Origin of the sequence: Mycolicibacterium hippocampi, assembly GCF_010723735.1 — a bacterium.
Classification (GTDB): Bacteria; Actinomycetota; Actinomycetes; order Mycobacteriales; family Mycobacteriaceae; genus Mycobacterium; species Mycobacterium hippocampi.
Genome location: NZ_BLLB01000002.1, coordinates 2,293,328 through 2,317,849 on the forward strand (window position 1 = coordinate 2,293,328; position 24,522 = coordinate 2,317,849).

A 24,522-nucleotide genomic window follows, 5' to 3' on the forward strand; every position below is an offset into this window, starting at 1 on the left:
GCATCTAGGATCGGTCGGTGGGCAACAAGCGGGCCGGCACCAAGGTCAAGAAGATCCCGAGGGACGTATACGAGGCCGAACTGTTCCGTCTGCAAACGGAATTGGTGAAGTTGCAGGAGTGGGTCCGCGACACCGGTGCCCGCGTCGTGATCGTCTTCGAAGGCCGTGACGCCGCAGGCAAGGGTGGCACCATCAAGCGGATCACCGAATACCTGAGCCCGCGCATCGCCCGGATCGCCGCGCTGCCCGCGCCCTCGGACCGCGAGCGGGGGGAGTGGTACTACCAGCGCTACGTCGCCCACCTGCCCGCCAAGGGGGAGATCGTGCTGTTCGACCGGTCCTGGTACAACCGCGCCGGCGTGGAGAAGGTGATGGGTTTCTGCACCCCCGCCGAGCACTCGCTGTTCCTGCGCCAGACACCGATCTTCGAGCAGATGTTGATCGAAGACGGTGTGCTGCTGCGCAAATACTGGTTCTCGGTGTCCGACGACGAACAGCTCCGCCGGTTCCGGTCCCGTCTCAAAGACCCGATGCGGCAGTGGAAGCTCAGCCCGATGGATCTGGAGTCGGTGTACCGCTGGGAGGACTATTCGCGCGCCAAGGACGAGATGATGGTGCACACCGATACGCCGCTGAGTCCGTGGTACATCGTCGAATCCGACGTCAAGAAGCACGCCCGGCTGAACATGATCTCGCATCTGCTGTCCAGCATCGACTACTACGACGTGGATCCGCCGAAGGTGGCGCTGCCGAAGAAGCCGGTGCTCAGCGGATACTACGAACGGCCGCCGCGCGAGTTGTCGACCTACGTCGAGGACTACGTCGGGACGCTGATGGGCGACGTCGAGTAACCGGCCGGCCTCGCTACGGCCGGGTGCACGTCACCCCCCGCACACCACCCTGGGTATGGGGTCGTAGGTGACGGTGTGGGATTCGGTCCGGGTTCGTCCGGTGGCGATCTCGCGCAGCGTGCGGGTGTCGGTGACGGTGAACCCCGGCCCGCCACCGCTGGCACTGCAGGCTTCACCAGCCGGGATCGTGACGGTCCGCGGGCTCGTCGGCCGGCTGCGCGAACTCGTCGACGACGTCACCTCGTAGCGTTTGATGCCGATCAGTCGTGCGGTGATCGAACTCGACGTCCATTCGGTCTGAATCTGAACCGATGTCGGGCCGTCGTTGCGGAACTTGACGTCGAGGATGTCGCCGAACACCGTGGCTTCCCGGGCGGGCGGGTAGCGGCTGATGTAGTAGCTGTGTTCGTGGTGCTCGATGTCCTCCATGCCCGCGAAGTAGGCGGCATTGAACAACGTGGTGGCCATCTGCGAGACGCCGCCACCGACACCGCGGGCGGGCCTGCCGTTTCTGATGATTCCGGCCTCGACGTAGCCGGCAGCGGCGTTGCGCGGATTGGTTGCTGCGTTGAGGCTGAACGTTTCCCCGGGACCGACCACGATGCCGTCGATCTGCTCGGCGGCGCGTCGGATGTTCCTGCCCGAGTCACTGGCGAACCCGCCCGTCTGGAACTCCCCGATGACTTCGACAGGACCGAGTTCGCCGAGGTCTTCGAGGGTGATCCTGGCCTGCTCGTCCACGTACTGCGCGGTGATCTCCCGGTTGTCGTCGCTGGTGAGCACCGAGAGTAGATCGGACAGGGTGGCGTCGTAGTCGACCCGTCGACCGTCCTGCGCGGGCACCAGAACCGGAGGCGTGGCGGTGAAGTCGATGTCGGCGTCACGCTGCGGGGTTTCCGACGAAACAAGCTGGGGGCGTAGGGCGTCGACGATCCGCGCCTGGTCGATGTCCGGCACGAGTCCCTCGTCATCGGGCCGGAATGTCAGGGCCGCTGCGATGACCTCCTCGGTGATCACAGCCTCGGTGTCATCGTCGCCTTTGACGATGACCGGCCCCGACACCGCTGGGGTGGCGATTTCGCGGAGGGCTTCTGCGACGTCGGCGCGGGTGGTGCTCGTCCGGATCTGCACCATCGGCAGGTCGAGGGTCTCGCCGGTCGCCCAGTCGCGGGCGATCAGTTCCGCGGCGGCGGTGATGTCGAGGCGCTGTCCGGGTCGGGGGTCAGAGGACACCGGTTCGCCGTCGGCGAACCCGATGGAACCCTCGACCGGATCTTCGGCGACGGTGGCTGCGAGCTCTTCGAGCGTGGCTTCCAGGGCCTGTTCGTCCGCTGAGGAGACCACGCCGACGGGGGTGTCCACGAAGAACGACGTGAGTCGGGTGATCGGGTTCAGGGGTTGGGTGCCTGCTTGGTCGACGGTGGCCCGCGCATCCACGGTCAGCGCGACAGCATCGGGGTCCACTTGGGCGCGAACCGTGCCGAGTGTCACATCGACGGGCTGTCGCGCCCGTGGTCCGATCTGCTCCCGGACGCGCTGCTCGGCCTCATCCGGGGTCAGGCCGCCGAGCGGCACGCCGGCCGCGGTGACACCTCTGGGCAGCTTCGACGAGGTGACCGTCAGGTCGGCGACGTAGAGCACTCCCAGCAGGGCGAGCGCAACGCCGACTGCCAGGAGCAGATGCCGGCGTCTGGGCCTAGAACGCAGCATCGGCCGTCACCGCAGGCAGGTCCATGTGTTCCATCGTGCCCTGCCGGACCGCGGCACGCGGGCCGGCGGACGTAGTCTCGGCCTGTGCGCGTCTACGTTCCCGCAACCCTGGCCATGCTGGCGCAGTTGGTCGCCGACGGATCGCTGCGACCCGTCAGCAGCACCGCGTTCGCGGTGACCCCGACGCTGCGGGAGGCGTATTCGGACGGGGACGAAGACGAACTGGCCGACGTCGCGCTGCGCGACGCGGCGCTGGCGTCGCTGCGTCTGCTCGGTGCCGACGGCTCGGGGGAGGGCCTGCCGGCCCGGCGTGCGGTGCTCGAGGCCGACTGCGACGACGCCGAGGTCACGCTGCGGCCGGATCTCGACGACGCGGTGGTGCGGCTGGGCGCGCCGATCCCGCTGGAACGGGTGATCGCCGCCTATGTCGACAACGCGGCCGCCGAGGCCGCGGTGCTGGCTGCCGTCGAGGTCGTCGACGCGGCCGATCTGGGGGATGAGGACGCCGAGCTCACCGTCGGCGACGCCCAGGATCACGACCTGGCGTGGTACGCGCCACAGGAGCTTCCGTTCCTGCTCGACCTGCTCTGAGGGCTGGATACGGTACCGTAAGTTACGGTACCGTAGGTAGACGCCTCACGGGACCCAGAGTGTCACCGCAATCGGCAGGAGCCGTCATGGCCAAGAACACCATCAAGACCACGGCCAAGGTCGCCGACACCGTCCGGCCGAACATCGCCAAAGGTACTACCGGCTGGCATCTGCTGCGCACCATTGCGGGCCGGATCACCACGCCGCTGCTGCCCGATGACTACCTCAAGCTGGCCAACCCGCTGTGGTCGGCCCGCGAGCTGCGCGGCAAGGTGCTCGACGTCCGCCGGGAGACCGTCGACTCGGCCACCCTGGTCATCAAGCCCGGCTGGGGGTTCTCGTTCGACTACCAGCCCGGCCAGTACATCGGCATCGGCCTGCTCGTCGACGGACGGTGGCGTTGGCGGTCCTACTCGTTGACCAGCGTGCCCGAGCGGCACCGGGGCCTCGGCAAGGGTTCGCGCACCATCACGATCACGGTGAAGGCGATGCCCGAGGGGTTCCTGTCCACGCACCTGGTCGGCGGGGTGGAACCCGGCACCATCGTGAGATTGGCCGCCCCCCAGGGGAACTTCGTCATGCCGGACCCGGCGCCGGCGTCGGTGTTGTTCGTCACCGCCGGCTCGGGCATCACGCCGGTGATGTCGATGCTGCGGACACTGGCCCGGCGAGATCAGCTGGGCGACGTGATGCACCTGCACTCGGCGCCCACGGAGGCCGACGTACTCTTCGCCGACGAACTGTCCGAGCTGACCACCCGGCATCCCGGCTACCGGCTGCAGCTGCGTGCCACCCGCGCCGAGGGCCGGGTGGACCTGGCACGGCTGGACGACGTGGTGCCCGACTGGCGGGAGCGCCAGACCTGGGCCTGTGGGCCCGAGGCGATGCTCGAGGCCGCGGAGCGCACCTGGGCGGCGGCGGGCGTCCCGGAACGCCTGCATCTGGAGAGGTTTGCAGCCGTGCGCACCGCGGTACACGGCAGTGGAGGCACGGTTGAATACGCGCGCGCCGGCAAGACGGTCACGGTCGACGCGGCGACGTCGCTGATGGACGCCGGCGAGGCCGCCGGGGTGCAGATGCCGTTCGGCTGTCGGATGGGGATCTGCCAGTCGTGTGTGGTGGGCCTGCTGAAGGGCCACGTGCGCGATCTGCGCACCGGCGTCGAGCACGAGCCCGGCACCCGGATACAGACGTGCGTGTCGGCGGCATCGGGTGATTGCGTGCTCGATGTCTAGACTTTACTGGCTGGTAACCTACGAGGCCGTAGGTTACGGTAGCGTAGGTACTCGAGAGGAGGCTGACAATGGCGATTACCGACGTACCTGAGTTCACACATCTCACGGACGCAGACATCGAGAGCCTGGGGGTCGAACTGGATTCGATCCGCCAGGACATAGAAGACTCCCGCGGGGCGCGAGACGCCCGCTACATCCGCCGCACCATCGCCTTCCAGCGCGCCTTGGAGGTCGCCGGCCGGCTGATGCTGGCGGGCAGTTCCAAGCGTTCCTACTGGTGGGCCGGTACCGCGACGCTGGGCGTGGCCAAGATCATCGAGAACATGGAGATCGGCCACAACGTCATGCACGGCCAGTGGGACTGGATGAACGATCCCGAGATCCATTCCTCGACGTGGGAATGGGATATGAGCGGCGCCTCCAAGCACTGGCGCTTCACCCACAACTTCATGCACCACAAGTACACCAATATCCTGGGCATGGACGACGACGTCGGCTACGGCGTGATCCGGGTGACGCGCGACCAGCGCTGGAAGCCCTTCAATCTGAGCAATCTGTTCTTCAACACCCTGCTCGCGATCGGCTTCGAATGGGGAGTCGGCCTGCAGCACCTGGAGCTCGGCAAGATCTCCAAGGGCCGCGACGACCGGGCGGCCACGCTCGGCCGGGTGAAGGAGTTCGGCGTCAAGGCCGGCCACCAGCTGGCCAAGGACTACGTCGTCTACCCGGCACTGACCTCGATGTCGCCGGGCGCGACGTTCACGTCCACGATGAAAGCCAACGCGGTGGCCAACGTCATCCGCAACGTCTGGGCCAACGCGGTGATCTTCTGCGGCCACTTCCCGGACGGTGCCGAGAAATTCACCAAGACCGACATGGTCGGCGAGTCGCGGGGACAGTGGTACCTGCGGCAGATGCTCGGCAGCGCGAACTTCGAGAACGGCCCGGTGCTGCGCTTCATGAGCGGCAACCTCTGCTACCAGATCGAGCATCACCTCTACCCGGACATCTGCAGCAATCGGCTGCACGAGATCTCGTTCCGGGTCAAGGAGATCTGCGACAAGTACGACCTGCCCTACACCACGGGGTCGTTCCTGGTGCAGTACGGCAAGTCGTGGCGCACGATCGCCAAACTGTCTCTGCCGGACCGCTTTCTGACCGACACCGCCGACGATGCGCCGGAGACGCGCAGCGAGCGGATGTTCGCCGACCTCGAACCGGGGGAGCGGCGCGGGCTGAAATCCGCCATCGCCGCGGTGCGGGCCCGTCGTCGCAACAAGGTGGCCGCCAAGGCTGCGGTCAAGCGCGCCGACCTCGCGGCCTGACGGTCATCATCTGTCGTTGACACTGCGCTCACGGCGGGAGTTTCTCGTACTTCCCCGCCGTGAGCGCAGTGTCGATTCCACAGCTCAGCCGGGTACGTAGTCGAACGTGTCCGGGTTCGGGCCGATGCGGCCCGCCTCGCCCTGGTCCAGCGCCGAGATCGCGTCGAAGTCGTCGCTGCCGAGCTCGAAGTCGAATAGCGCGAAGTTGTCCTTGATGCGTTGGGTCGTCACCGATTTCGGGAACACGATGTCGCCGCGCTGGATGTGCCAGCGCAGCACCACCTGAGCCGGCGACTTGCCGGTCGCCTCGGCGATGCGGGTGATGACGTCGTCGTCGAGCACCTTGCCCTGCGCGATCGGTGACCACGCCTCGGTCGCGATGCCGTGCTGTTGGCCGTAGCCCCGCACCTCGTTGTTGGCGAAGTACGGGTGCACCTCGATCTGGTTCGCCGCGGGCACCGTGTCGGCTTCGTCGGCCAGCCGCTGCAGATGGGCGACCTGGAAATTCGAGACGCCGATGCTGCGTGCCCGGCCGTCGTTCTTGAACTCCTCCAACACCTTCCAGGTGGAGACGAAGTCGCCGTCATAGAGCGTGGGCAGCGGCCAATGGATCAGGAACAGGTCCACGTAGTCGAACCCGAGGGCGGACAGCGTGCCGTCGAAGGCGCGCCGGGCGTCGTCGGGTTTGTGGAAACCGTTGTTGAGCTTGCTGGTGATGTACACCTCGGACCGGTCGACACCGGCGTCGCGGACACCCTGCCCGACGCCCTTCTCGTTCTGGTACATCTGCGCGGTGTCGATGTGGCGGTAGCCGATGTCGAGGGCCGTCTTCACCGCGTCTGCGGTGTCCTCGGGCGGAATCTGGTACACGCCGAAGCCCAACTGCGGAATCTGCGTGCCGTCGTTGAGTTGAATTGTGGGAACTTTGCTCACGTTGTCGTCCTCCTTCGCGCACAGCGTGCCCAGGTAGCGGGTGCTGCAAACTCTCCGCTCGAGCCCGTCGAACCGGGCCACACGGTCGCTGTAAACGCCATTATGACGACCGGGAATCTCAGTTCGCGGGTGAGCGCATCGCGGCCAGCAGCCTGCGGGCGGCGCCCACCCGCTGCGACGCCGGGCCGGACAGCGCGTCGAGTGCGCACTCCGGGTCGGCGGGCGCCCCCATGTGGCCGCACCCTCGCGGGCAGTCCGCGATGGCCTCGGCCAGGTCGGAGAACGCCATGATCACATCGTCGGGCGCGATGTGGGCCAGCCCGAACGAGCGGATGCCCGGGGTGTCGACCACCCAGCCGCCGAACTCCAGCGGCAACGCCACCGACTGGGTGGAGGTGTGCCGGCCCCTGCCCACGTCGGTGACCGTGCCGATGGCCCGCTCCGCTGCCGGGACAAGGCGATTGACCAGCGTGGACTTACCCACCCCGGAGTGTCCCAGCATGGCGGTGACCTTGTCGGCCAGCAGGGGCACGACCTCGTCGAGTCGGTCGCCGCGGCCGGCGTTGACGATCGTCAGGTCCAGGTCGGAGAACTGCGCGGTGAACGGTTCCGCCGCAGCCAGATCGGTCTTCGTCAGGCACAGGATCGGCACCAGACCGCCGGCGAACGCGGCGATCAACGCCCGCTCGACCAGGCCGGTCCGCGGCGGAGGGTCGGCCAGAGCCACCACGATCAGCAGTTGGTCGGCGTTGGCGACGAACACCCGCTCGGACGGGTCGGTGTCATCTGCGGTGCGCCGCAACACCGTTCGGCGTTCGCCGCGGCGCACGATGCGGGCCAGCGTGTCGGTGCGCCCGGAGAGGTCACCGACGATGTCGACGTCGTCACCGACGACGATCGGGGTGCGGCCCAACTCGCGGGCCCGCATCGCGGTCACGCGGCGGGCCGGGTCGCGGCCGAGCACGCAGCCCCAACGGCCCCGGTCGACGGTGACCACCATCGCTTCCTGCGCGTCGGCGTGTTCCGGGCGGGTCTTGGTCCGCGGCCGCGAGCCCCGGCCCGGTCGCACCCGGACGTCGGTCTCGTCGTATTCGCGTGGACTCAAGCTCCCGGCTTTCTACAGATCGGTGGTCTGACCGGCGAGCATGCCGGCCCACAGCTGCGGGAAGTCGGGCATCGTCTTGGCCGTGGTGGCGATGTCGTCGACCTCGACGCCGGGCACCCGCAGCCCGATGATCGCGCCGGCTGTCGCCATCCGGTGATCGGCGTAGGACTGCCACACACCGGCGTGCAGTGGTTGTGCGGTGATCGTCAGCCCGTCCGGGGTCTCCTCGCACTGGCCGCCGAGCCGGGTGAGTTCGGTGCGCAGGGCGGCCAGCCGGTCGGTCTCGTGGCCGCGCAGATGGGCGATGCCGCGCAGCCGCGACACCGAGCCCTCGGTGGCGAGCGCGGCGAGGGCGGCGACCGACGGGGTGAGCTCTCCGACATCGCGCAGGTCGACGTCGATCCCGCCGTAGGCCGTCGCGCCCTGCACGTCGAGGTGGGAGTCGCCGCTGCGTACCGATGCGCCGAGCTTCTTCAGGATCGACAGGATGGTGCCGGCCGGCTGGATGCTCACCGTCGGCCAGCCGGTGAGGCGGACCGCTCCGCCGCTGACCACCGCGGCAGCCAGGAACGGCACCGCGTTGGACAGATCGGGCTCGATCATCCAGTGCCGCGCCTCGATCCGGCCGGGGGACACCTGCCACCGGTCGGGCTGGGAATCGTCGACCTGGACCCCGGCGTCGCGCAGCATCGACACCGTCATCGCCACGTGTGGCGCCGAGGGCATCGGCTCGCCGGTGTGCACGATCGTCAGGCCCTCGGTGAACGCGGCGCCGGAGAGCAGCAGGCCGGAGACGAACTGCGACGACGCCGACGCATCGATCTCGACGGTGCCGCCACGCACCGCTCCGTCGCCGTGCACGGCGAACGGCAGGCCCTCGCCTTCCACCTGCACCCCGAGCCCCCGCAGCGCGTCGAGCAGCGGGGCGATGGGGCGTGCCCGGGCCTGCTCGTCGCCGTCGAACGTCACCGTCTCGGTGCTCAGCGCGGCCACCGGCGGCAGGAACCGCAACACCGTGCCGGCCAGCCCGCAGTCGATGCTGGTGCCGGGCGGCGCCAGCGTGCCTCTGACCGTCAACTCGGTGCTGTCGGTGTCGGAAGCGTCCACCACGAACCCGAGCACCCGCAGCGCATCGATCATCAGGTCGGTGTCCCGGCTGCGCAGCGCACCGCTGACCGTCGACGCGCCGTGGTCGGCAGCCAGCGCCGCCAGCACCAGTGCCCGGTTGGTCTGCGACTTCGACCCCGGCACGGTGACGGTCGCATGTACGGGGATGTCGGTCGACGGGGCGGCCCAGGTGCTCACGAGTTCCTATTCTTGCCTGTCAGCGATTTCCGGGTGAATCCGGCGCGCAAAAGCGCCGTGACCGTCGGGTTTCGCGCCGAATTCGCCACGTCTGGAACGATGGAAACCATGTGCGGGCGATTCGCGGTGACCACTGATCCAGCGCTGCTGGCCGAGAAGATCAAAGCGATCGATGAGACCACGGCGACCGCATCCGCTGAGAAGGATCCGCCGCGACCCAACTACAACGTCGCGCCGACGACCACCGTGGCCACGGTCGTCAAACGGCACAGCGAGCCCGACGACGAGGCGACGCGCCGGGTCCGGCTGATGCGCTGGGGTCTGTTGCCGCCGTGGGCCAAGACCGCCGACGACGGCGCCCCCGACACGTCCGGACCGCTGCTGATCAACGCCCGCTCGGACAAGGTGACCACCTCGCCGGCGTTCCGCAGCTCCGCCAAGGCCAAGCGCTGCCTGGTGCCGATGGACGGCTGGTACGAGTGGAAGGGCACCAAAGGCAACAAGACACCGTTCTTCATGTACGCCGGCGACGGTGAGCCGCTGTTCATGGCCGGGCTGTGGACCACCTGGCGACCCAAAGGCGCCGACAAGGCCAGCAAACCGCTGCTGAGCTGCACGATCATCACCACCGACGCGGCCGGCCCGCTCGCCGACATCCACGACCGGATGCCGCTGACGATCAGCGAGCGGGACTGGGACCACTGGCTCGATCCCGACGCGCCGGTCGACGAGGGTCTGCTGCGCGGCCACGGTGACCTCGACCGGATCGAGATCCGTGAGGTGTCCCGGCTGGTGAACAGCGTCCGCAACAACGGACCGGAGCTGATCGAGCCCGCCGAACCCGAGCCGGAGCAGGCCACCCTGCTGTAGTCAGCGCCGGGTGGCCGCCACCACCGCGTAGCGCACGTCGAACGAGACGGCGCCGCGGTCGTCGCTGTGGGCGCGCAGTGCCTGGTCGAACGCCGCGACCAGGTTGTCGCGTGTCGAGCCCGGCACCCGGCCCAGCACGTCCACATGCATCGGCGACTCCTCGGTCACGAAGGTCATCGCCGCAGCGTGCGAAGCGAACTGCCAAGTGTGCCAACCCGATCGGATGGAAACGTCGTCGAAATCGGCTGCCAGCCTGGCCTCGGCGATGGCCGGCTCGCCCCACTGGTCAGGCGAGTAGCCCCGGTCGGGCGGCGCGCCCAGCGTCGCGACTATCGGATCGTAGAACGGGTTGTCGGTGCCGCGCACCCAGGTGGAGAACGCCAGGGTGGCGCCCGGGGCCAGCAGCCTCGCGATCTCGGCGACCTGGGCCGTCGGCTCCACGAACACGATGCCCATGTTGGACACCGCGACGTCGAACGACGCCGGAGGAAGTCCGGTGGCGGACGCGTCGGCCGTCACCCAGTTCACCGACGTGCCGCCGGCTTTCTGCGCCCCGAGGGCGAGCAGCTCCGGGGTGATGTCGACGCCGGTGACCCGGGCGCCGCGGGCCGCGGCCGACAGCGCGGCGTTGCCGGTGCCGCAGGCCAGGTCGACGAGGCCGATGTCGCGCAGCGGCCGGCGCTGTTCGGCGGCGTCGAGGACTTCCTCGGAGATGTTCGCGATGCGCTGGGCTACGGCCTCGTAGCGCCCGGCAGACCAGATCGTCGGTGATGACACCGCACCAGCGTGCCACGATGACGAGGTGAACGGTGAGCTCGGTCCATGCGGTGTGAGCCTGCTGGCGCCGGCGCTGGTGCGGCCCGTGATCTTCGACCAGTACTGGCTGGATCTGACGTTCGTGCACTGGCCCGTCGACCCGCGCGCCGTCGCGCATCTCTTTCCGCCCGGCACCCGCCCCGACGTGTTCGACGACGGCCTGACCTATGTCGCCCTGGTGCCGTTCGTCATGCGGCACACCCGGCTGGGCACCTCGGTGCCGCTGCCGTACTTCGGCACGTTCGCCGAGACGAACGTCCGGCTCTACTCGGTGGACGACGCAGGCAGACACGGCGTGCTCTTCCGGTCACTGGAGACCGAGCGGCTGACTGTCGTCCCCGCCGTCCGGAGCAGCTTGGGGGTGCCCTACACCTGGGCGAAGATGCGCGTCACCCGGTCGGCGGACCGCATCTCCTACGTCAGCACCCGGCGCTGGCCGCACCGCGGGCTGCACAGCCGGGTCACCGTGAGTGTCGGCGAGATCGTGGAGCCGACCGCGCTGGAGATCTGGCTGACCGCGCGATGGGGCGCGCACACCCGCAAGGCGGGCCGCACCTGGTGGCTGCCCAACGAACACACCAGCTGGCCGCTGCACGCCGCGGAGATCGTCGAACTCGACGACGAGCTGGTGGCGGCTGCAGGCGTCGTCGTGGCGGGCCCTCGACTGCGGGCGGTGTTCTCACCCGGGGTGCACACCCGCTTCGGACGACCGGCCCGCGTCGCCTGACCGGGAACTCAGGGTTGGGTGTAGCCGGGCGGGTTGGCGCCCTCGACCCAGAAGTCGACACCGAGGTCGGATCCGGGGATGCAGTCGTAGACCGACAGGTCGGTGACGCCGGATTCCAGCAGCACGTCCTCGCACAGCAGCGTGTTGCCGGTGTAGCTGGACGGCTTGGTCAGGACCACGTACGCCGCGTCGCTGTACACCTCGGGCTTGCGTGACCGAGCCATCGACTCGTCACCCCCGAGCAGGTTCTGCACCGCGGCGGTGGCCACCATGGTGCGCGGCCACAACGTGTTGGAGGCGATTCCCGACTCCCGCATCTCCTCGGCAATGCCCAAGGCACACAACGTCATCCCGTACTTGGCCATCATGTACGGGGTGGGTTTGAGCCACTTGGACTCCAGCAGGATCGGCGGGGAGAGCGTCAGCACGTGCGGGTTCTCCCGGCCCTTCATGTGCGGCAGGCAGGCCTGCGACACCGCGTAGGTGCCCCGCACCTGGATGCCGTTCATCAGATCGAAACGCTTGAGCGGGACGTCTTCGATGGAGCCCAGGTTGATCGCCGAGGCGTTGTTCACGCACATGTCGATGCCGCCGAACTGTTCGACGGCCTTGGCCACGGCGGCGGCCACCGAATCACCGTCGCGGACGTCACCGACGATCGGCAGCGCCTGACCGCCGACCTCCTCGATCTCCTTGGCTGCGGTGTAGACCGTGCCGGGCAGCTTGGGATGCGGCTCGGCGGTCTTGGCGACCAGCGCGATGTTGGCGCCGTCGGCCGCGACGCGTTTGGCGATCGCCAGCCCGATGCCGCGGCTGGCACCGGAGATGAACATGGTTTTCCCGGCAAGTGACATGGGCCCACCCTAGATGGCGCGGATCTCCGCGGTCACCGCCTCGGTGAGCGTGATCAGATCGGCGGGCGCCAGCGCGACGTCCCACCCGCGTTTCCCGGCGCTGCACAGCACCCGGTCCCACTGCAGCGCCGACGAGTCGACGACCGTCGGCAGCAGCTTGCGCTGGCCGAGCGGCGAGATGCCGCCGAGGACGTAGCCGGTCGCCCGCTGGGCGTCGGCGGGTTCGGCCATCGTGGCCTTCGGCACGCCCAGCGCCGCGGCTGCGGCCTTCAACGACAGCTTCGACGGCACCGGCAGCACCGCGACACCGAGCCCCCGGGGTAGCGCGACCACAAGCGTCTTGAAGATCTGCCCGGGGTCGACGTCGCCGGTCCGGGCCAGCTCGTCGACCGCCTCCTCGCCGAACGAGTCGCTGCGGGGGTCGTGTTTGTACTGCACCACGGTGTGCGGGATGCCGGCGGCCAGCAGGGCCGCGATCGCCGGTGTTGCTGCACGGGCCACCGGCTCAGCGTAGAGCCGGGAGTCACCGCGAGGCGGAGCGCCAGGTGATCCGGGGCGGGGTATCGGTGCCGAACCGTGACAGGCGCCGGAAGGCCCGCACGCCAACCCCGACCATCACCGCGGCGAGCACAGCGTTGAGCGCTGCCGCGGCAGTCACGGCCCGGCCGGTGCGTTCGGCGACGGGACCGAAGTCGTGGAGAAAAGACCGGATGTCGCCCACCGCGATCATCTGCACGTTCGCCAGCCCGGTGTAGGACGTGGGGCCACCGGCGCCCATGCCGCCCTGCAACTCACCCCACACCACCACCGGGTCGCCGCGGCGCAGCACACACTCGCCGTCGACGGACGGCCACGCCCACGCCTGATCGGGCGCGATCGGCCCGGCGACGATCGGCGGACCGCCCGGTAGCTCGAGCAGATACCGGCTGGGCAGCTGATCGCGAGTGGCCGGAAGCCGAAGCCACCCGATGGTGGGACACCGATACGACGCCGCCACCCCGGACGCCGATTCCGCTGTGGCAGCACTGATCCTGGCCTCCAGCAGCACCGCACCGGGCGGGCCCGGTGAGTCACGCCGGTCGATGAACTCGTCGCGGGTACGCAACTGGGGAAGATCCTGCACCTGTGACCCGTCGTGTGCGGCCGCGGCCAGAAACGCGCCGACCGCCAGGTACATCGCCGCCACCGCCGCGAACACCACCACCACGGAGTGCCGGTCGTTCCTGCTGACGAGCTGAGGCAGGGTCCGGACGAGCAGCAGCACCGCGACGATCGACAGCACCACCGTCGCAACGGAAATCTTTGCTGCCGTTGCGAACAGGTCAGGCGCCACCTCGCCGGTGACGGCCACCGTCAGGGCCAGGGCCGCCGCGACGCCGACCACCAGAACACACAGCCGCAGCGCCCGGTGGCGCCATCGATGCGCCAGCACCGCCGCGCCCAGCCCCACCGCACACCACGCGGCAGCCAGCGTCACGTCCCGGTCCGGCCGATCGCGTCGCGGCACCGCACGCCGAGTTCGACGAACGCGTCGAGCCGCTCGACCGAGCGCAGGACGTCGGTGCGGACCCGAATGCTGACACCGGTGTCGTCGATCGACAGCACCGGCTGGTCCCGTTCGGCGCGATGCACCGCGCACCAGGCGCTGACCGCGTCGGCGACACCGGCGAGCGCACCCACCGGGCCGTAACCGTCCGTCGCGAACACCAGCAGACGCCGATCGGCTGACGGCACCGCGCGCAGGGGGCGCCCGTCGCTGACCTGATCGATGCCCAGCAGCCGGCTCATCGCCGGCGTCGCAGATCCGAGTAGCTCCGCGGCGAGATCGCGCAACTGCGGATCAGGTGCCGGGCCGGCGACCAGCGCCGCGTCGTGCACGGCGGGGGTCGGCGCGCTCCACACGCTGGTGACGACGTGTGAGCTCGGTGGCGACATCTGCGCAGCGAACGACCGGTTCATCGTGACCATCCAGTCGCCGGTGGCCGGGGCGACGGTGGTCTTCCCGCCCCGGCGGGTCTGCTGCCAGCCACGATGCGCCAGTGCAGAGCGGAACGCGGCGCGGCGGCGGAGCAGCCACACCCACACCGCAGCGGCGACCGCGAGCGCGACCGCGCCGACAAGGAGGTTGCTCAGCACGTCCATGGCGAAGTCAGTATCGCCGAGCTGCACCCGGGCCGCGAGGCACCGGGGAACAACGTCGCCCGTCGGCGCTGTTGTTCAGCACAGCTGTGGTAGCGCACGGCCGAGCGAAGAAAGTCGTCGGTCGAAACCTCTAGGATCGGCAGAAGGGGATTGATGGTGCCAGTGTTGGCCATGGAGGCCCCGTGGCGTCCGGTGGTTTCGCCGGACGTTTTTGGCGGCGCCGCGACAGAAGGGACGGTGTTCCCCACGATGACCGACACCGATGGGTCTGCTTCCAAGACGACCCTGAAAGACACAGACGAACCTGTGGAAACCGATACCGAGCTGACCGCCCGTTTCGAGCGTGATGCCATCCCGATGCTCGACCAGCTCTACGGCGGTGCGTTGCGGATGACCCGCAATCCCGCCGATGCCGAGGATCTGCTCCAGGAAACGATGGTGAAGGCCTACGCCGGGTTCCGCTCGTTCCGGGCGGGCACGAACCTCAAGGCGTGGCTGTATCGCATCCTGACCAACACCTACATCAACAGCTACCGCAAGAAGCAGCGTCAGCCCGCTGAGTATCCGACCGAGGAGATCACCGACTGGCAGTTGGCGGCCAACGCCGAACACACCTCCACGGGGTTGCGTTCGGCCGAGGTCGAGGCACTGGAATCGATGCCCGACAGTGAGATCAAGGAAGCGCTGCAGGCGCTGCCCGAGGATTTCCGGATGGCGGTGTACTACGCCGACGTCGAGGGCTTCCCCTACAAGGAGATCGCCGAGATCATGGACACACCGATCGGAACGGTGATGTCGCGGTTGCACCGCGGCAGGCGCCAGCTACGCGAGTTGTTGGCCGAGGTGGCCCGCGATCGCGGGTATCTCCGGGGCCAGCAGTCCGACGCGCCGGAGGAGGTCTCGTCATGAGCGGCACCGATTCGACCGGGGCGTCGGATTCCGAGGAGCGGTGGACCCCGCCGATCGGACCGGTCGACCCCGAGCATCCCGAGTGCGCCGCCGTGATCGCGGAGGTGTGGACGCTGCTCGACGGTGAGTGCACCGTCGAGACCCGGGACAAGCTGCGTCAGCACCTCGAGGAGTGCCCGACGTGCCTGAGGCACTACGGGATCGAGGAGCGGGTCAAGAAACTGATCGCCACCAAGTGCAGCGAGCGGGCCCCGGAGGGACTTCGTGAGCGGCTGCGCATCCAGATCAGCCGCACCACGATCATCCGCGGCGGCTAGCGCACCGACTTCGAGCCGGCGTTGGGCCGCTTGCCGTGGTTGGCCTTCGAGTGCTTGCGGTCGCGCTTCTTACGGCCACGCTTGGCCATGGTGTACCTCCAGGTAGTCGGTGGGTGGTTGTCCCGCGCGGGCGGGAGCGTTGATCCATTGTCGCATGCGGGACCGACACCGGTTTCGCGGCGGCGGGGGACGCAAGTCCTGCGCGAACCGCGTCCGCTCCGCGCTTCAGCCAGTGATTGTGGTTCGATAGGACGCGACAGCACCAGCGGTGGATTGAGTGGGGTGAAGATGGCCGAGGATGTTCGCGCCGAGATCGTGGCCAGTGTGCTCGAGGTCGTGGTCCACGAGGGCGATCAGATCGGTGAAGGCGACACCCTGGTGCTGCTGGAGTCGATGAAGATGGAGATCCCCGTGCTCGCCGAGGTCGCCGGGACGATCAGCAAGGTCAGCGTGTCGGTGGGCGATGTCATCCAGGCCGGCGACCTCATCGCGGTCATCAGCTAAGCACCCCTTGACCTGGACCGACCCGACGTCACGAACGCAGTAGGCGATGTCCACCCTCGGTGACCTCCTCGCCGAGCACACCATTCTGCCCGGCAGCGCCGTCGACCACCTGCACGCGGTGGTGGGGGAGTGGCAGCTGCTGGCCGACCTGTCGTTCGCCGACTACCTGATGTGGGTGCAGCGCGACGACGGGCAGGTCGTCTGCGTGGCCCAGGTGCGGCCCAACACCGCGAGCACGGTGCTGCTGGCCGATGCCGTAGGAACACTCGCCGAAAGCGAGGACGTGCCGATCGTCGCCGCGGCCTTCCAGTCCGGCGCCATCGGCCGCGCCACCGTCGAGGGACGAAACGGTTCACCCGGCCTGAACGTCGAGGCCGTTCCGGTGCGGCAGGGCAGCGACGTCGTCGCCGTGCTCACCCACCAGACATCATTGGCGCCGCGACAGACCAGTCCGCTGGAGACCGCGTACGTCGCCTGTGCCGGTGACCTGCTCAACATGCTGTCCGAAGGCACCTTCCCCAACGTCGGTGACCTCGCGATGTCGCGATCGAGCCCCCGGGTGGGTGACGGCTTCATCCGGCTCGACGAGACCGGCGTGGTGACCTTCGCCAGCCCGAACGCCATCTCGGCGTATCACCGGATGGGGCTGGCGGCCGAACTCGGTGGCCACAACCTGGTCACCGTCACCCGCCCGCTGATCTCCGATCCGTTCGAAGCCCAGGAGCTGGCCAACCACGTCCGGGATTCACTGGCCGGTGGATCCAGCATGCGGATGGAAGTCGACGCCGGCGGCGCGGCGGTCCTGCTGCGCACCCTGCCGCTGGTCGTGCACGGCGCAGCGGTGGGCGCCGCGGTGCTGATCCGCGATGTCACCGAGGTCAAACGCCGCGACCGGGCGCTGCTGTCCAAGGACGCCACCATCCGCGAGATCCACCACCGGGTGAAGAACAATCTGCAGACCGTCGCCGCGCTGCTGCGACTGCAGGCGCGTCGCACCAACAACGCCGAGGGCCGCGAAGCGCTGTTCGAGTCGGTTCGCCGGGTGTCGTCGATCGCGCTGGTGCACGATGCGCTGTCGATGTCGGTCGACGAAGAGGTCAACCTCGACGCGGTGATCGACCGGATCCTGCCGATCATGAACGACGTCGCGACGGTGGACGCCCCGATCCGGATCAACCGGGTGGGAGAGCTGGGCGTGCTCGACGCCGACCGCGCCACCGCGCTGGTCATGGTCATCACCGAGTTGGTGCAGAACGCGATCGAGCACGCCTTCGACGAGAGCACCGCGCAGGGGTGCGTCTCGATCCGGGCGGAACGCTCCGCACGCTGGCTCGACGTCGTGGTCCACGACGACGGACGCGGCCTTCCCGAGGGTTTCAGCCTGGAGAAGTCCGACCGCCTCGGCCTGCAGATCGTGCGCACCCTGGTGTCCGCCGAACTGGACGGATCGCTGGGCATGCACGACGCCGAAGCCGGCGGGACCGACGTGATTCTGCGGGTGCCGATCGGCCGGCGGGGCCGCACGAATCAATATTGACCGTCACCGAAAAATGGCGGTGCATGACGCGAATTCGGTCGAATTGTATTCACAAAGTGACGGCCCCGACTTTTTGTCGGGGCCGTCACTGTGAAAGTGCTGAACGCGCTAGACCCCGCTGCGGGCCTTGGTACGGGCGTTGCGACGCTTGAGCGCGCGGCGCTCGTCCTCGCTCATGCCGCCCCAGACGCCGGCGTCCTGGCCGGACTCCAATGCCCAGCTCAGGCACTCCGCGGTGACCGGGCAGCGGTTGCAGACGAGCTTCGCGTCAGCGATCTGGGCGAGGGCCGGACCGCTGTTTCCCACCGGGAAGAACAGCTCCGGATCCTCGTCGCGACAGACCGCCTTGTGGCGCCAATCCATAAGATCAAACTCCTCGTCAATGTGTCATGTGTGCGCAGCAGAGCGCACGAGCTTTACATCGGCTGTTAACGCAAGCGCACCAAATGTTTCTGCGCTGTTGCATCCGATGCTTTCACAGGCTGAACAGATGTCAATAGAAGTTCCATAACACGTGGGCTATCTCACTGCGTAGGTCGGGTAGCGGAAGCCTTACTCCGTTGTACTACGCTTAACCCACCTGCGCCCTGATTCCGCACTGTGAACTAGCTTGCACAGCTGGTTCGTGCTGGTCAGGGCGTTTCTATGGGCGAAAGGCGGGGCGGGGCCACCACGGCGAGCGCGTCCGGCACCGCGGTGAACTCCATGGCTTCGCGCAGCCCGAGGTAGTCGCCGTCGATCTGACATGCCACAGGCGTGTCGCTGGTCACCTTCAGCCACGCGAGGTCGTCGTCCCGGATGAGGTGCTCGGCATCGAGGTGGGGGTCACGCGAGAGCATCTGGCGCACCACCCCCAGGTTCGCCCAGACGTTCATGCTGGTGATCGCGAACACGCCCAGCCCGGTTTCGAAGGTGGTGTCGGGATTGGTCCACACCGGCCGCGCGTTGGCGTAGGTCCACGGGCTCGAGTTCGACACGAACGCAAAATGCACGCCCGAGACCGGCTCACGGCCGGGGAGCTGCAGGGTCAGCGTCGGCTTCCTGCGGGCGCTGGCCAGCATCTCGCGGATCGCCACCCGGATGTAGCGCGACGCGGTGACCTTGCGGCCCTTGGCCCGTTGCGCTTCCACAGCCGCGACGACATCGCCGTCGACGCCCATGCCCGCCGTGAACACCCCCCACCGCTCCTGGCAGTCCATCAGGCCGATACGCCGCCACGTCCTGCCGCGTCGGTAGTCGCCGAGCAGGTCCACCAGCTGGTTCGTCGCCTCGACGGGATCGGGACTGATGCCCAGCGCACGCGCGAACACGTTGGCCGAACCCCCGGGAACCACGCCCACCGCGGGTCCCTCGCCACCCGGACCCTGCTCACCGAGGATGCCGTTGACCACCTCGTTGACCGTCCCGTCGCCGCCGTGCACGATCAGCACGTCGACCCCGCCGCGGGCGGCTTGCTGCGCGATCTCGATGGCGTGGCCGCGGTGGTCGGTGTGCACCACGCTGAGCTCCACCCGGCTCTCCAGGGCGTGGGCCAGCAGATCGCGGGCGGCGGGCGTCGTCGAGGTCGCATTCGGGTTCACGATCAGCACGGCGCGCACGAGGGGTGAGCCTAAACCGCTTCACCGGTGACGCCCAAGCTCGCGCAGTGCCTCGGGTCGGCGGCGCTTCGCCGGTACCGTACAACGGTGACCGAACGTCGACTGCTGCTCGTCAACGGGCCGAACCTGAACCTGCTGGGCACCCGGCAACCCGAGGTGTACGGAACCACCACGCTGGCCGACATCGAGGCGCGGGTGGCCGAGGTTGCCGCGGAGTCGGGACTCGACACCCGGGCCGTGCAGAGCAACCACGAAGGCGTGATCGTCGATGCGATCCACGCGGCACGCGCCGACTGCGCGGGCATCGTCATCAACCCTGCCGCCTACAGCCACACCTCCGTGGCCATCGCCGACGCGCTGCGGTCGGTCGGGTTGCCGGTCGCCGAGGTGCACCTGAGCAACATCCACGCCCGCGAGGAGTTCCGGCACCACTCGTATGTGTCCGCCGTGGCCGACATGGTGGTCGCGGGCGCCGGTGCGCTGGGCTACGAGATGGCGGTGCGCTACCTGGCCGACAGGTTGTCGCGGTGACCCCGCGCGCGGTGCGCGCGGCCGGTGCCATCACCGGGCTGCAGGGAGCGCTGGCGATCGTGACGGCCGTGGCGCTCACGGTGCGCGAGCTCGGCGGCCACCGCGAGGCCGCGATCAGCGGGTACGGCACGGCTGCATGGTTCGCGATCATGGGATCGGCGGTGGTGGCGGCCGGCGTGGCGTTGTGGACGGGGCGGCGGTGGGGCCGCGGCGTCTCGGTGTTCGCCAACCTGCTGCTGCTGGGCGTGGCCTTCTACGTCTTCAGCTCGGGGCAGCTGCCGTATGCGGTGCTGGTGGGTGTGGTGTCGGTGGCCGTGCTTGCGCTGCTGTTCAGCCCGTCGGTGCTGCACTGGCTGACTCAGGATTCGGCGGCCAGTTCCGAAAGCCCGGGGCCCGACACCCGGTAGGTGATCCAGTCGCTCTGCGGGCGCCCACCGACGCTGTCGTAGAGCGCTATCGCGTCGACGTTCCAGTCCAGCACCGCCCAGCTCAGCCGCGAGTAGCCGTGATCGACGCATTCGCGGGCCAGCGTCGCGAGCAGCTTGCGGGCCAGGCCGCGACGGCGAAACCGCGGGCGCACGAACAGATCCTCGAGGTAGATGCCGGCCACCCCGTCCCACGTCGAGAAGTTGCGGAACCACAGCGCGGCGGCCGCCGCCTCGCCGTCCACCTCGGCCAGATGTCCATAGACCACCGGGTTCGGGCCGAAAAGCGCTTCCCGAAGCTGGTTTTCGGTCACCGTGCAGTCAGCCGCGGCGCGTTCGAAGTCGGCGAGCTCATGGATCATCGCGGTCAGATCGGCCTCGTCGCCGGGGCGGACGGTGCGGATGAGGTCGGTCACGGCTGCACTCCCAACGCCGACAGTATTGTCCTGAACTTTGTTGTGGTCTCCGCGACTTCGTCGTCCGGGTCGGATTCGGCGACGATGCCTCCGCCGGAGTGCGCGTCGGCGGTGCGCCGGTCGGCGGAGAGCTGCGCGCACCGGATCGACACCACCCATCGGCCGTCGCCGCGCTGGTCGCACCAGCCCACCGCGCCGGCGTAGAATCCGCGATCGCCCTCGAGCTGGTCGATCAGGGCGGTCGCCTCGTGAACAGGGGACCCGCCCACCGCCGGGGTGGGGTGCAGCGCAAGCGCCAGATCCAGTGCAGTGGTTGCTCTTTCGCGCAACCGGCCGGAGATGGGGGTATACAGATGCCAGACTGCCGCGGTCTTGGTCAGCTGGGGTTTCGCGGCGATCTGCAACTCGGTGCACAACGGCTCGAGCGTTGCGCGCAGGGCATCGACCACAAGCTGATGTTCGTGGCGATCCTTGGCCGACTCTGCCAGAGCGGCACCGCTGGCCTCATCAGCCCGGGGGTCGGCGAGCCGTGGGGCCGACCCGGCGAACGGCCGGCACGTGACCTGCTGGCCGCGTCGGGCGACGAGCAGTTCGGGGCTGGCGCCGACGAGCGCGGCACCGGAGTACCCTTCGCCGGCCGCGGACAGGTCGACGAGAAACGAACTCGCCAGCGCGTCGTTGGCGACCAGTCGCTGCAGCACCGTCCTGGCGTCCAGCGGTCCGTCGGCGGCCACCCGCAGCGCACGCGCCAGCACCACCTTGTGCAGGTCGCCTGCCGGGTCGCGCAGCCGGGTCAACGCCGCCGCGATGCGTGCGCGGTGTTCGTCGGCGGCCGGGATGGTCTCGGCGACCCGCGCGACGGGGAGCTCACGCACCGGCCATTCGGGCAGCTCCTCGGTGAAACCCACCGTCTGCGGACGGATCAGCGCCGCCGGTTGGGAGATGTCGAAAGGCAAGGCGCCCAAGATTATCGGCGCGCTGTGCGAAGCCAGAGCGGCTCGCGCGTCGGCGATCTTCGGGAAGGCGGTGTGCACTCCCTCAGCGGTGATCACACCGTCGGGGCCGGTGAGGACGAACGTCGGCTCGCGGGTCACGCCGGTGCGGCCGGGTCCGGGTGTCCGGTCAGCGCCAACGCGCTGAGCTGACGTACGCCGTGCTCGAAGCTGCAGATCGCGATCGACGCGGCCGGCATCGACACCCGGATGCCCTCGTAGACGGGCTGCTCGATCCATCGGACGACCAGCGCGCGGGAGAAATGGCCGTGCCCGACGAAGACCACGTCGCGGGATTCCATGTGGCCCAGCGCCAGCTCGATCGCCCGGTCCGCCCGCTCACAGACCTGCGCCGAGGTCTCGCCGCCCGGGCAGCCGTGCGTCCACACCAGCCAGTTCGGCACCGTCTGGCGGATCTGGACGGTGGTCGTTCCCTCGTAGTCGCCGTAATCCCATTCGCTGATCAGTGGATTGACGTCATCGACCGTCAGGCCGGCCAGATCGGCGGTGATCCTCGCGCGCTTGCGCGGGCTGCTGACCACGAACGGATCGTCCAACCGCAGCTGCTGCAGCGTCTCGGCCGCCGCGGCCGCCTGCTCACGGCCGCGTGGCGTGAGGTCGAGCTCGGTGCGGCTGGTGTGCTGACCCGACTTCGACCACTCCGTCTCGCCGTGTCGGAGCAGGATCAGCCGGTGCTGCAGAAGGGCCACAGCCCCGATTCTGCCGCACGCCGCGTCGCCACTCGCGGGTGCATGACAGGATGGTGTCGTGACGCGGGTACTTGCGGTCGCCAATCAAAAGGGTGGGGTCGCCAAAACGACGACGGTGGCGTCGCTGGGCGCAGCGATGATGGAGCTCGGTAAGCGGGTGCTGCTCGTCGACCTGGACCCCCAGGGCTGCCTGACGTTCTCGCTGGGGCAGGACCCCGACAAGCTGGCCGTCTCCATCCACGAGGTGCTGCTCGGCGATGTCGAACCCGACACGGCACTGGTCGAGACGTCGGAGGGGATGACCCTGCTGCCGGCCAACATCGACCTCGCGGGCGCCGAGGCGATGCTGCTGATGCGGGCCGGCAGGGAGTACGCGCTCAAGCGGGCCCTGGCGAAGATCTCCGGACAGTTCGACGTGGTGATCGTGGACTGCCCGCCGTCGCTGGGGGTGCTCACGCTCAACGGCCTGACCGCCGCCGACGACGTGATCGTGCCGCTGCAGTGCGAGACGCTCGCCCACCGCGGCGTCGGTCAGTTCCTGCGCACCATCACCGACGTCCAACAGATCACCAACGCCGACCTCTCGCTGCTGGGTGCGCTGCCCACGTTGTACGACTCGCGCACCACCCACAGCCGCGACGTGCTGCTCGACGTCGCCGACCGTTACAACCTGCCGGTGCTGGCGCCGCCGATCCCGCGCACCGTGCGCTTCGCGGAGGCCAGCGCTTCGGGTTCTTCGGTGCTGACCGGGCGCAAGAACAAGGGCGCGCTGGCCTACCGCGAGCTCGCGGCCGCGCTGCTCAAGTACTGGAAGAACGGCAAAGCGCTGGCCACCTTCACCCCCGACGTGTGATTCGGGTGCATTTGTCGCCGTGAAGGTGACGAATCGCGCCGAAATCGCCTGGGTCTAACCGAGAGCGACCACGTCGTCGCCTCGCTGTTCGATCAGCATGGACCCGGCCACCGCGGGCACCACGGGTCCTTCCACCGGCGGGCGCTGCAGCGGGATGTGACGCTCACCGGCGCCGGTCGCCGCGTCGAAGACGTCGTAGCCGCTGCTGACCGGCACCATCAACCGTCCGGCCATCACCGTCGCCGGACCGACGGGCGCGTTGTCGCCCGCCGCGGCCACCGTGTATTTGTACTGAAAGTTGTTGGCGGAGAACACCATCAGGCTGTCACCGGTCCACCAGGTAATCAGATCGGCGGTCCGCGACATGGTGGCGTCGGGGGAGAGGGGCCCGGGCACCACCGTGCTGGCGATCGTCGCCCCCGTCTCGTCGACGATGTCGACCCTCGGTTTCGGGGTGGGGGCGTAGACCGCGGTGGTGGTGTCCGTCACCGCCACTACGCGGGCGTCGCTGTCGACCCCCACGCCGGTCTGCTGCACGTACTTCATCTCCGGGGTGTCCTCTTCCTCGGAGGGACGCAGCAAGGTCAGGCGCAGGTCGGCCTGACCGTCGCAGGCCTCCAGCACGGACACCGCCGCCGAACTCGCTGCGGCCGAGACCAGTCGGCACAACGGCAGCTTCGGCGTGCCCGCCTTGATCGGGGCGTCGAGCGCACCGTAGCTGAGCATCCGCACCATGTCGGAGCGCCACAACTCCAGGCGGGTGTCGCCGGCCGAGAGCACCGTGGTGCCGTCGCTGGACAACGTCACCTCGGAGTCGGAGTAACTGGTGCGGGTCGGCCCGCGGAGGCCGGTCTCGGCGTCCACGGTGCTGACCTGCCCGCACCCGCGGACGTCCGGGTAGACCGCGACGGCGTAGCTGTACACCGAGGTGACCCCGCAGAGATCGAGGTCACGGGTGAAGCTCCAGAGCGGCTCGCCGGTGCTGGGATCGCGGCCCTGCATGCCACGGTCGGCGCCGGTCACCACGGCGCCTGCGACCACCAGGGGCCTGCTGGTCGCGGGGCTGGGTGCGGTCCAGCGCTCGGCCAGCGACTCCGGCACCGCAGTGGGCGGTTCCAGGTTGGGGACCGGGGCCGCAGCGGGCACGCTGTCGGTCGCTCTGGCGTCGCTGGTCCACCAGACCACGGCCGCGATGAGCGCGACCACTCCGGCGATCGCCACCGCCGCCAGCATGTCGGCCCGAGTGCGGCGTTCGGGTTTGACCAT

29 protein-coding genes are annotated in these 24,522 nt (G+C 68.8%); 13 read left to right on the plus strand and 16 right to left on the minus strand.

Translation table 11 applies throughout. The features are described from left to right. Window positions 1-17: 17 nt before the first annotated feature. On the plus strand, window positions 18-851 hold the full coding sequence (gene ppk2, locus G6N53_RS12200; protein ID WP_205390366.1) for a polyphosphate kinase 2: 834 nt from the start codon (window positions 18-20) through the stop codon (window positions 849-851). 30 nt (window positions 852-881) lie between these two features. Here ppk2 and G6N53_RS12205 read toward each other — a convergent pair whose 3' ends face one another. Beyond that, a complete protein-coding gene (locus tag G6N53_RS12205) occupies window positions 882-2,561 on the minus strand; it encodes a VanW family protein (RefSeq protein WP_163888689.1) in 1,680 nt (559 codons plus the stop codon). Between the two features lie 84 nt (window positions 2,562-2,645). Here G6N53_RS12205 and G6N53_RS12210 point away from each other — a divergent pair, with 84 nt between their 5' ends. The 3 genes from G6N53_RS12210 (at window position 2,646) to G6N53_RS12220 (ending at window position 5,712) form a co-directional block, all read left to right on the plus strand. Next, complete coding sequence (locus G6N53_RS12210; protein ID WP_371870819.1) at window positions 2,646-3,152, plus strand: DUF6912 family protein; 507 nt, start codon at window positions 2,646-2,648, stop codon at window positions 3,150-3,152. A gap of 86 nt (window positions 3,153-3,238) precedes the next feature. Continuing rightward, entirely contained in the window at window positions 3,239-4,387 is a 1,149-nt protein-coding gene (locus G6N53_RS12215; protein ID WP_163888690.1) for a ferredoxin reductase, read from the plus strand. Between the two features lie 68 nt (window positions 4,388-4,455). Then, on the plus strand, window positions 4,456-5,712 hold the full coding sequence (locus G6N53_RS12220; protein ID WP_163888691.1) for a fatty acid desaturase family protein: 1,257 nt from the start codon (window positions 4,456-4,458) through the stop codon (window positions 5,710-5,712). Between the two features lie 84 nt (window positions 5,713-5,796). Here G6N53_RS12220 and G6N53_RS12225 read toward each other — a convergent pair whose 3' ends face one another. The 3 genes from G6N53_RS12225 to aroA form a co-directional block, all read right to left on the minus strand. Further along, window positions 5,797-6,645, minus strand: coding sequence for an aldo/keto reductase (locus G6N53_RS12225; protein WP_163888692.1), 849 nt, complete (start codon window positions 6,643-6,645; stop codon window positions 5,797-5,799). 118 nt (window positions 6,646-6,763) lie between these two features. Then, window positions 6,764-7,750 carry a ribosome small subunit-dependent GTPase A gene (gene rsgA, locus G6N53_RS12230; RefSeq protein WP_163888693.1) on the minus strand — a complete coding sequence of 329 codons (987 nt, stop codon included), beginning with the start codon at window positions 7,748-7,750 and terminating at the stop codon, window positions 6,764-6,766. Window positions 7,751-7,762: 12 nt separating this feature from the next. Further along, the gene (gene aroA / locus G6N53_RS12235; RefSeq protein WP_163888694.1) at window positions 7,763-9,055 is read right to left on the minus strand and encodes a 3-phosphoshikimate 1-carboxyvinyltransferase; all 1,293 of its coding nucleotides are present in this window, start codon (window positions 9,053-9,055) and stop codon (window positions 7,763-7,765) included. A gap of 108 nt (window positions 9,056-9,163) precedes the next feature. Here aroA and G6N53_RS12240 point away from each other — a divergent pair, with 108 nt between their 5' ends. Beyond that, complete coding sequence (locus tag G6N53_RS12240) at window positions 9,164-9,925, plus strand: SOS response-associated peptidase (RefSeq protein WP_163888695.1); 762 nt, start codon at window positions 9,164-9,166, stop codon at window positions 9,923-9,925. Here the strand turns inward: G6N53_RS12240 and G6N53_RS12245 are convergent, their stop codons facing one another. After that, complete coding sequence (locus tag G6N53_RS12245) at window positions 9,926-10,702, minus strand: class I SAM-dependent methyltransferase (RefSeq protein WP_163888696.1); 777 nt, start codon at window positions 10,700-10,702, stop codon at window positions 9,926-9,928. It lies immediately after the preceding gene. Window positions 10,703-10,727: 25 nt separating this feature from the next. Between G6N53_RS12245 and G6N53_RS12250 the strand changes: the two genes are divergently transcribed. After that, on the plus strand, window positions 10,728-11,468 hold the full coding sequence (locus G6N53_RS12250) for a YqjF family protein (protein WP_237166505.1): 741 nt from the start codon (window positions 10,728-10,730) through the stop codon (window positions 11,466-11,468). A gap of 8 nt (window positions 11,469-11,476) precedes the next feature. Here the strand turns inward: G6N53_RS12250 and G6N53_RS12255 are convergent, their stop codons facing one another. Genes G6N53_RS12255 through G6N53_RS12270 form a run of 4 tightly spaced genes read right to left on the minus strand, consistent with a single transcriptional unit; the run spans window position 11,477 to window position 14,464 of the window. Continuing rightward, window positions 11,477-12,322, minus strand: coding sequence for an SDR family oxidoreductase (locus tag G6N53_RS12255; RefSeq protein WP_163888697.1), 846 nt, complete (start codon window positions 12,320-12,322; stop codon window positions 11,477-11,479). A gap of 9 nt (window positions 12,323-12,331) precedes the next feature. Then, window positions 12,332-12,823 carry an aminoacyl-tRNA deacylase gene (locus G6N53_RS12260; protein ID WP_163888698.1) on the minus strand — a complete coding sequence of 164 codons (492 nt, stop codon included), beginning with the start codon at window positions 12,821-12,823 and terminating at the stop codon, window positions 12,332-12,334. 22 nt (window positions 12,824-12,845) lie between these two features. Further along, complete coding sequence (locus G6N53_RS12265) at window positions 12,846-13,799, minus strand: hypothetical protein (protein ID WP_163888699.1); 954 nt, start codon at window positions 13,797-13,799, stop codon at window positions 12,846-12,848. Further along, complete coding sequence (locus G6N53_RS12270) at window positions 13,796-14,464, minus strand: hypothetical protein (RefSeq protein ID WP_163888700.1); 669 nt, start codon at window positions 14,462-14,464, stop codon at window positions 13,796-13,798. Before G6N53_RS12270 ends, G6N53_RS12265 begins: the two co-directional genes overlap by 4 nt. Window positions 14,465-14,713: 249 nt before the next feature. Between G6N53_RS12270 and G6N53_RS12275 the strand changes: the two genes are divergently transcribed. Together G6N53_RS12275 and rsrA are read left to right on the plus strand one after the other, a co-directional pair. Continuing rightward, window positions 14,714-15,373 carry a sigma-70 family RNA polymerase sigma factor gene (locus G6N53_RS12275; protein ID WP_205390367.1) on the plus strand — a complete coding sequence of 220 codons (660 nt, stop codon included), beginning with the start codon at window positions 14,714-14,716 and terminating at the stop codon, window positions 15,371-15,373. Further along, entirely contained in the window at window positions 15,370-15,690 is a 321-nt protein-coding gene (gene rsrA, locus G6N53_RS12280; protein WP_163888702.1) for a mycothiol system anti-sigma-R factor, read from the plus strand. The genes G6N53_RS12275 and rsrA overlap by 4 nt, the downstream gene beginning before the upstream one ends. On the opposite strand, the gene G6N53_RS30615 is transcribed toward rsrA, so the two are convergent. Next, window positions 15,687-15,779, minus strand: a complete 93-nt coding sequence (locus G6N53_RS30615; protein ID WP_003882799.1) for a 50S ribosomal protein bL37 — start codon at window positions 15,777-15,779, stop codon at window positions 15,687-15,689. The two genes, rsrA and G6N53_RS30615, sit on opposite strands and share 4 nt — an antisense overlap. A 199-nt stretch (window positions 15,780-15,978) precedes the next feature. Here G6N53_RS30615 and G6N53_RS12285 point away from each other — a divergent pair, with 199 nt between their 5' ends. Then, on the plus strand, window positions 15,979-16,194 hold the full coding sequence (locus tag G6N53_RS12285) for a biotin/lipoyl-binding carrier protein (protein ID WP_163888703.1): 216 nt from the start codon (window positions 15,979-15,981) through the stop codon (window positions 16,192-16,194). Between the two features lie 46 nt (window positions 16,195-16,240). Then, window positions 16,241-17,731: a two-component system sensor histidine kinase PdtaS gene (locus G6N53_RS12290; protein ID WP_163888704.1), complete on the plus strand. Its 1,491-nt coding sequence runs from the start codon at window positions 16,241-16,243 to the stop codon at window positions 17,729-17,731. Between the two features lie 108 nt (window positions 17,732-17,839). Here the strand turns inward: G6N53_RS12290 and whiB1 are convergent, their stop codons facing one another. Together whiB1 and G6N53_RS12300 are read right to left on the minus strand one after the other, a co-directional pair. Then, window positions 17,840-18,094 (minus strand): transcriptional regulator WhiB1, encoded by a 255-nt coding sequence (gene whiB1, locus G6N53_RS12295; RefSeq protein ID WP_043406682.1) that lies wholly within the window; start codon window positions 18,092-18,094, stop codon window positions 17,840-17,842. Window positions 18,095-18,363: 269 nt separating this feature from the next. After that, window positions 18,364-19,329 (minus strand): diacylglycerol/lipid kinase family protein, encoded by a 966-nt coding sequence (locus G6N53_RS12300; RefSeq protein ID WP_163888705.1) that lies wholly within the window; start codon window positions 19,327-19,329, stop codon window positions 18,364-18,366. An 87-nt stretch (window positions 19,330-19,416) separates the two neighbouring features. Here G6N53_RS12300 and aroQ point away from each other — a divergent pair, with 87 nt between their 5' ends. Next, window positions 19,417-19,860, plus strand: a complete 444-nt coding sequence (gene aroQ, locus G6N53_RS12305) for a type II 3-dehydroquinate dehydratase (RefSeq protein ID WP_163888706.1) — start codon at window positions 19,417-19,419, stop codon at window positions 19,858-19,860. Then, on the plus strand, window positions 19,857-20,267 hold the full coding sequence (locus G6N53_RS12310; RefSeq protein WP_163888707.1) for a hypothetical protein: 411 nt from the start codon (window positions 19,857-19,859) through the stop codon (window positions 20,265-20,267). The genes aroQ and G6N53_RS12310 overlap by 4 nt, the downstream gene beginning before the upstream one ends. On the opposite strand, the gene G6N53_RS12315 is transcribed toward G6N53_RS12310, so the two are convergent. The 3 genes from G6N53_RS12315 to G6N53_RS12325 are packed head-to-tail and all read right to left on the minus strand — an operon-like array spanning window position 20,219 to window position 22,403. Continuing rightward, window positions 20,219-20,701 (minus strand): GNAT family N-acetyltransferase, encoded by a 483-nt coding sequence (locus tag G6N53_RS12315; protein WP_163888708.1) that lies wholly within the window; start codon window positions 20,699-20,701, stop codon window positions 20,219-20,221. The two genes, G6N53_RS12310 and G6N53_RS12315, sit on opposite strands and share 49 nt — an antisense overlap. Further along, window positions 20,698-21,795, minus strand: a complete 1,098-nt coding sequence (locus G6N53_RS12320) for an isochorismate synthase (RefSeq protein WP_163888709.1) — start codon at window positions 21,793-21,795, stop codon at window positions 20,698-20,700. The genes G6N53_RS12315 and G6N53_RS12320 overlap by 4 nt, the downstream gene beginning before the upstream one ends. Next, window positions 21,792-22,403: an acid phosphatase gene (locus G6N53_RS12325; RefSeq protein WP_163888710.1), complete on the minus strand. Its 612-nt coding sequence runs from the start codon at window positions 22,401-22,403 to the stop codon at window positions 21,792-21,794. Before G6N53_RS12325 ends, G6N53_RS12320 begins: the two co-directional genes overlap by 4 nt. A 58-nt stretch (window positions 22,404-22,461) precedes the next feature. Here G6N53_RS12325 and G6N53_RS12330 point away from each other — a divergent pair, with 58 nt between their 5' ends. Next, window positions 22,462-23,256 (plus strand): ParA family protein, encoded by a 795-nt coding sequence (locus G6N53_RS12330; protein WP_163888711.1) that lies wholly within the window; start codon window positions 22,462-22,464, stop codon window positions 23,254-23,256. A gap of 54 nt (window positions 23,257-23,310) precedes the next feature. On the opposite strand, the gene G6N53_RS12335 is transcribed toward G6N53_RS12330, so the two are convergent. After that, entirely contained in the window at window positions 23,311-24,522 is a 1,212-nt protein-coding gene (locus G6N53_RS12335) for an Rv3212 family protein (protein WP_163888712.1), read from the minus strand.

Bases quoted from the DNA above. Each gene is read 5' to 3' on its own strand.
- G6N53_RS12205 (WP_163888689.1), bottom strand. From the start codon at position 2,561: ATGCTGCGTTCTAGGCCCAGACGCCGGCATCTGCTCCTGGCAGTCGGC.
- G6N53_RS12215 (WP_163888690.1), top strand. From the start codon at position 3,239: ATGGCCAAGAACACCATCAAGACCACGGCCAAGGTCGCCGACACCGTC.
- G6N53_RS12220 (WP_163888691.1), top strand. From the start codon at position 4,456: ATGGCGATTACCGACGTACCTGAGTTCACACATCTCACGGACGCAGAC.
- G6N53_RS12240 (WP_163888695.1), top strand. From the start codon at position 9,164: ATGTGCGGGCGATTCGCGGTGACCACTGATCCAGCGCTGCTGGCCGAG.
- G6N53_RS12255 (WP_163888697.1), bottom strand. From the start codon at position 12,322: ATGTCACTTGCCGGGAAAACCATGTTCATCTCCGGTGCCAGCCGCGGC.
- G6N53_RS12270 (WP_163888700.1), bottom strand. From the start codon at position 14,464: ATGGACGTGCTGAGCAACCTCCTTGTCGGCGCGGTCGCGCTCGCGGTC.
- G6N53_RS12275 (WP_205390367.1), top strand. From the start codon at position 14,714: ATGACCGACACCGATGGGTCTGCTTCCAAGACGACCCTGAAAGACACA.
- rsrA (WP_163888702.1), top strand. From the start codon at position 15,370: ATGAGCGGCACCGATTCGACCGGGGCGTCGGATTCCGAGGAGCGGTGG.
- G6N53_RS30615 (WP_003882799.1), bottom strand. From the start codon at position 15,779: ATGGCCAAGCGTGGCCGTAAGAAGCGCGACCGCAAGCACTCGAAGGCC.
- G6N53_RS12285 (WP_163888703.1), top strand. From the start codon at position 15,979: ATGGCCGAGGATGTTCGCGCCGAGATCGTGGCCAGTGTGCTCGAGGTC.
- G6N53_RS12290 (WP_163888704.1), top strand. From the start codon at position 16,241: ATGTCCACCCTCGGTGACCTCCTCGCCGAGCACACCATTCTGCCCGGC.
- whiB1 (WP_043406682.1), bottom strand. From the start codon at position 18,094: ATGGATTGGCGCCACAAGGCGGTCTGTCGCGACGAGGATCCGGAGCTG.
- G6N53_RS12335 (WP_163888712.1), bottom strand. From the start codon at position 24,522: ATGGTCAAACCCGAACGCCGCACTCGGGCCGACATGCTGGCGGCGGTG.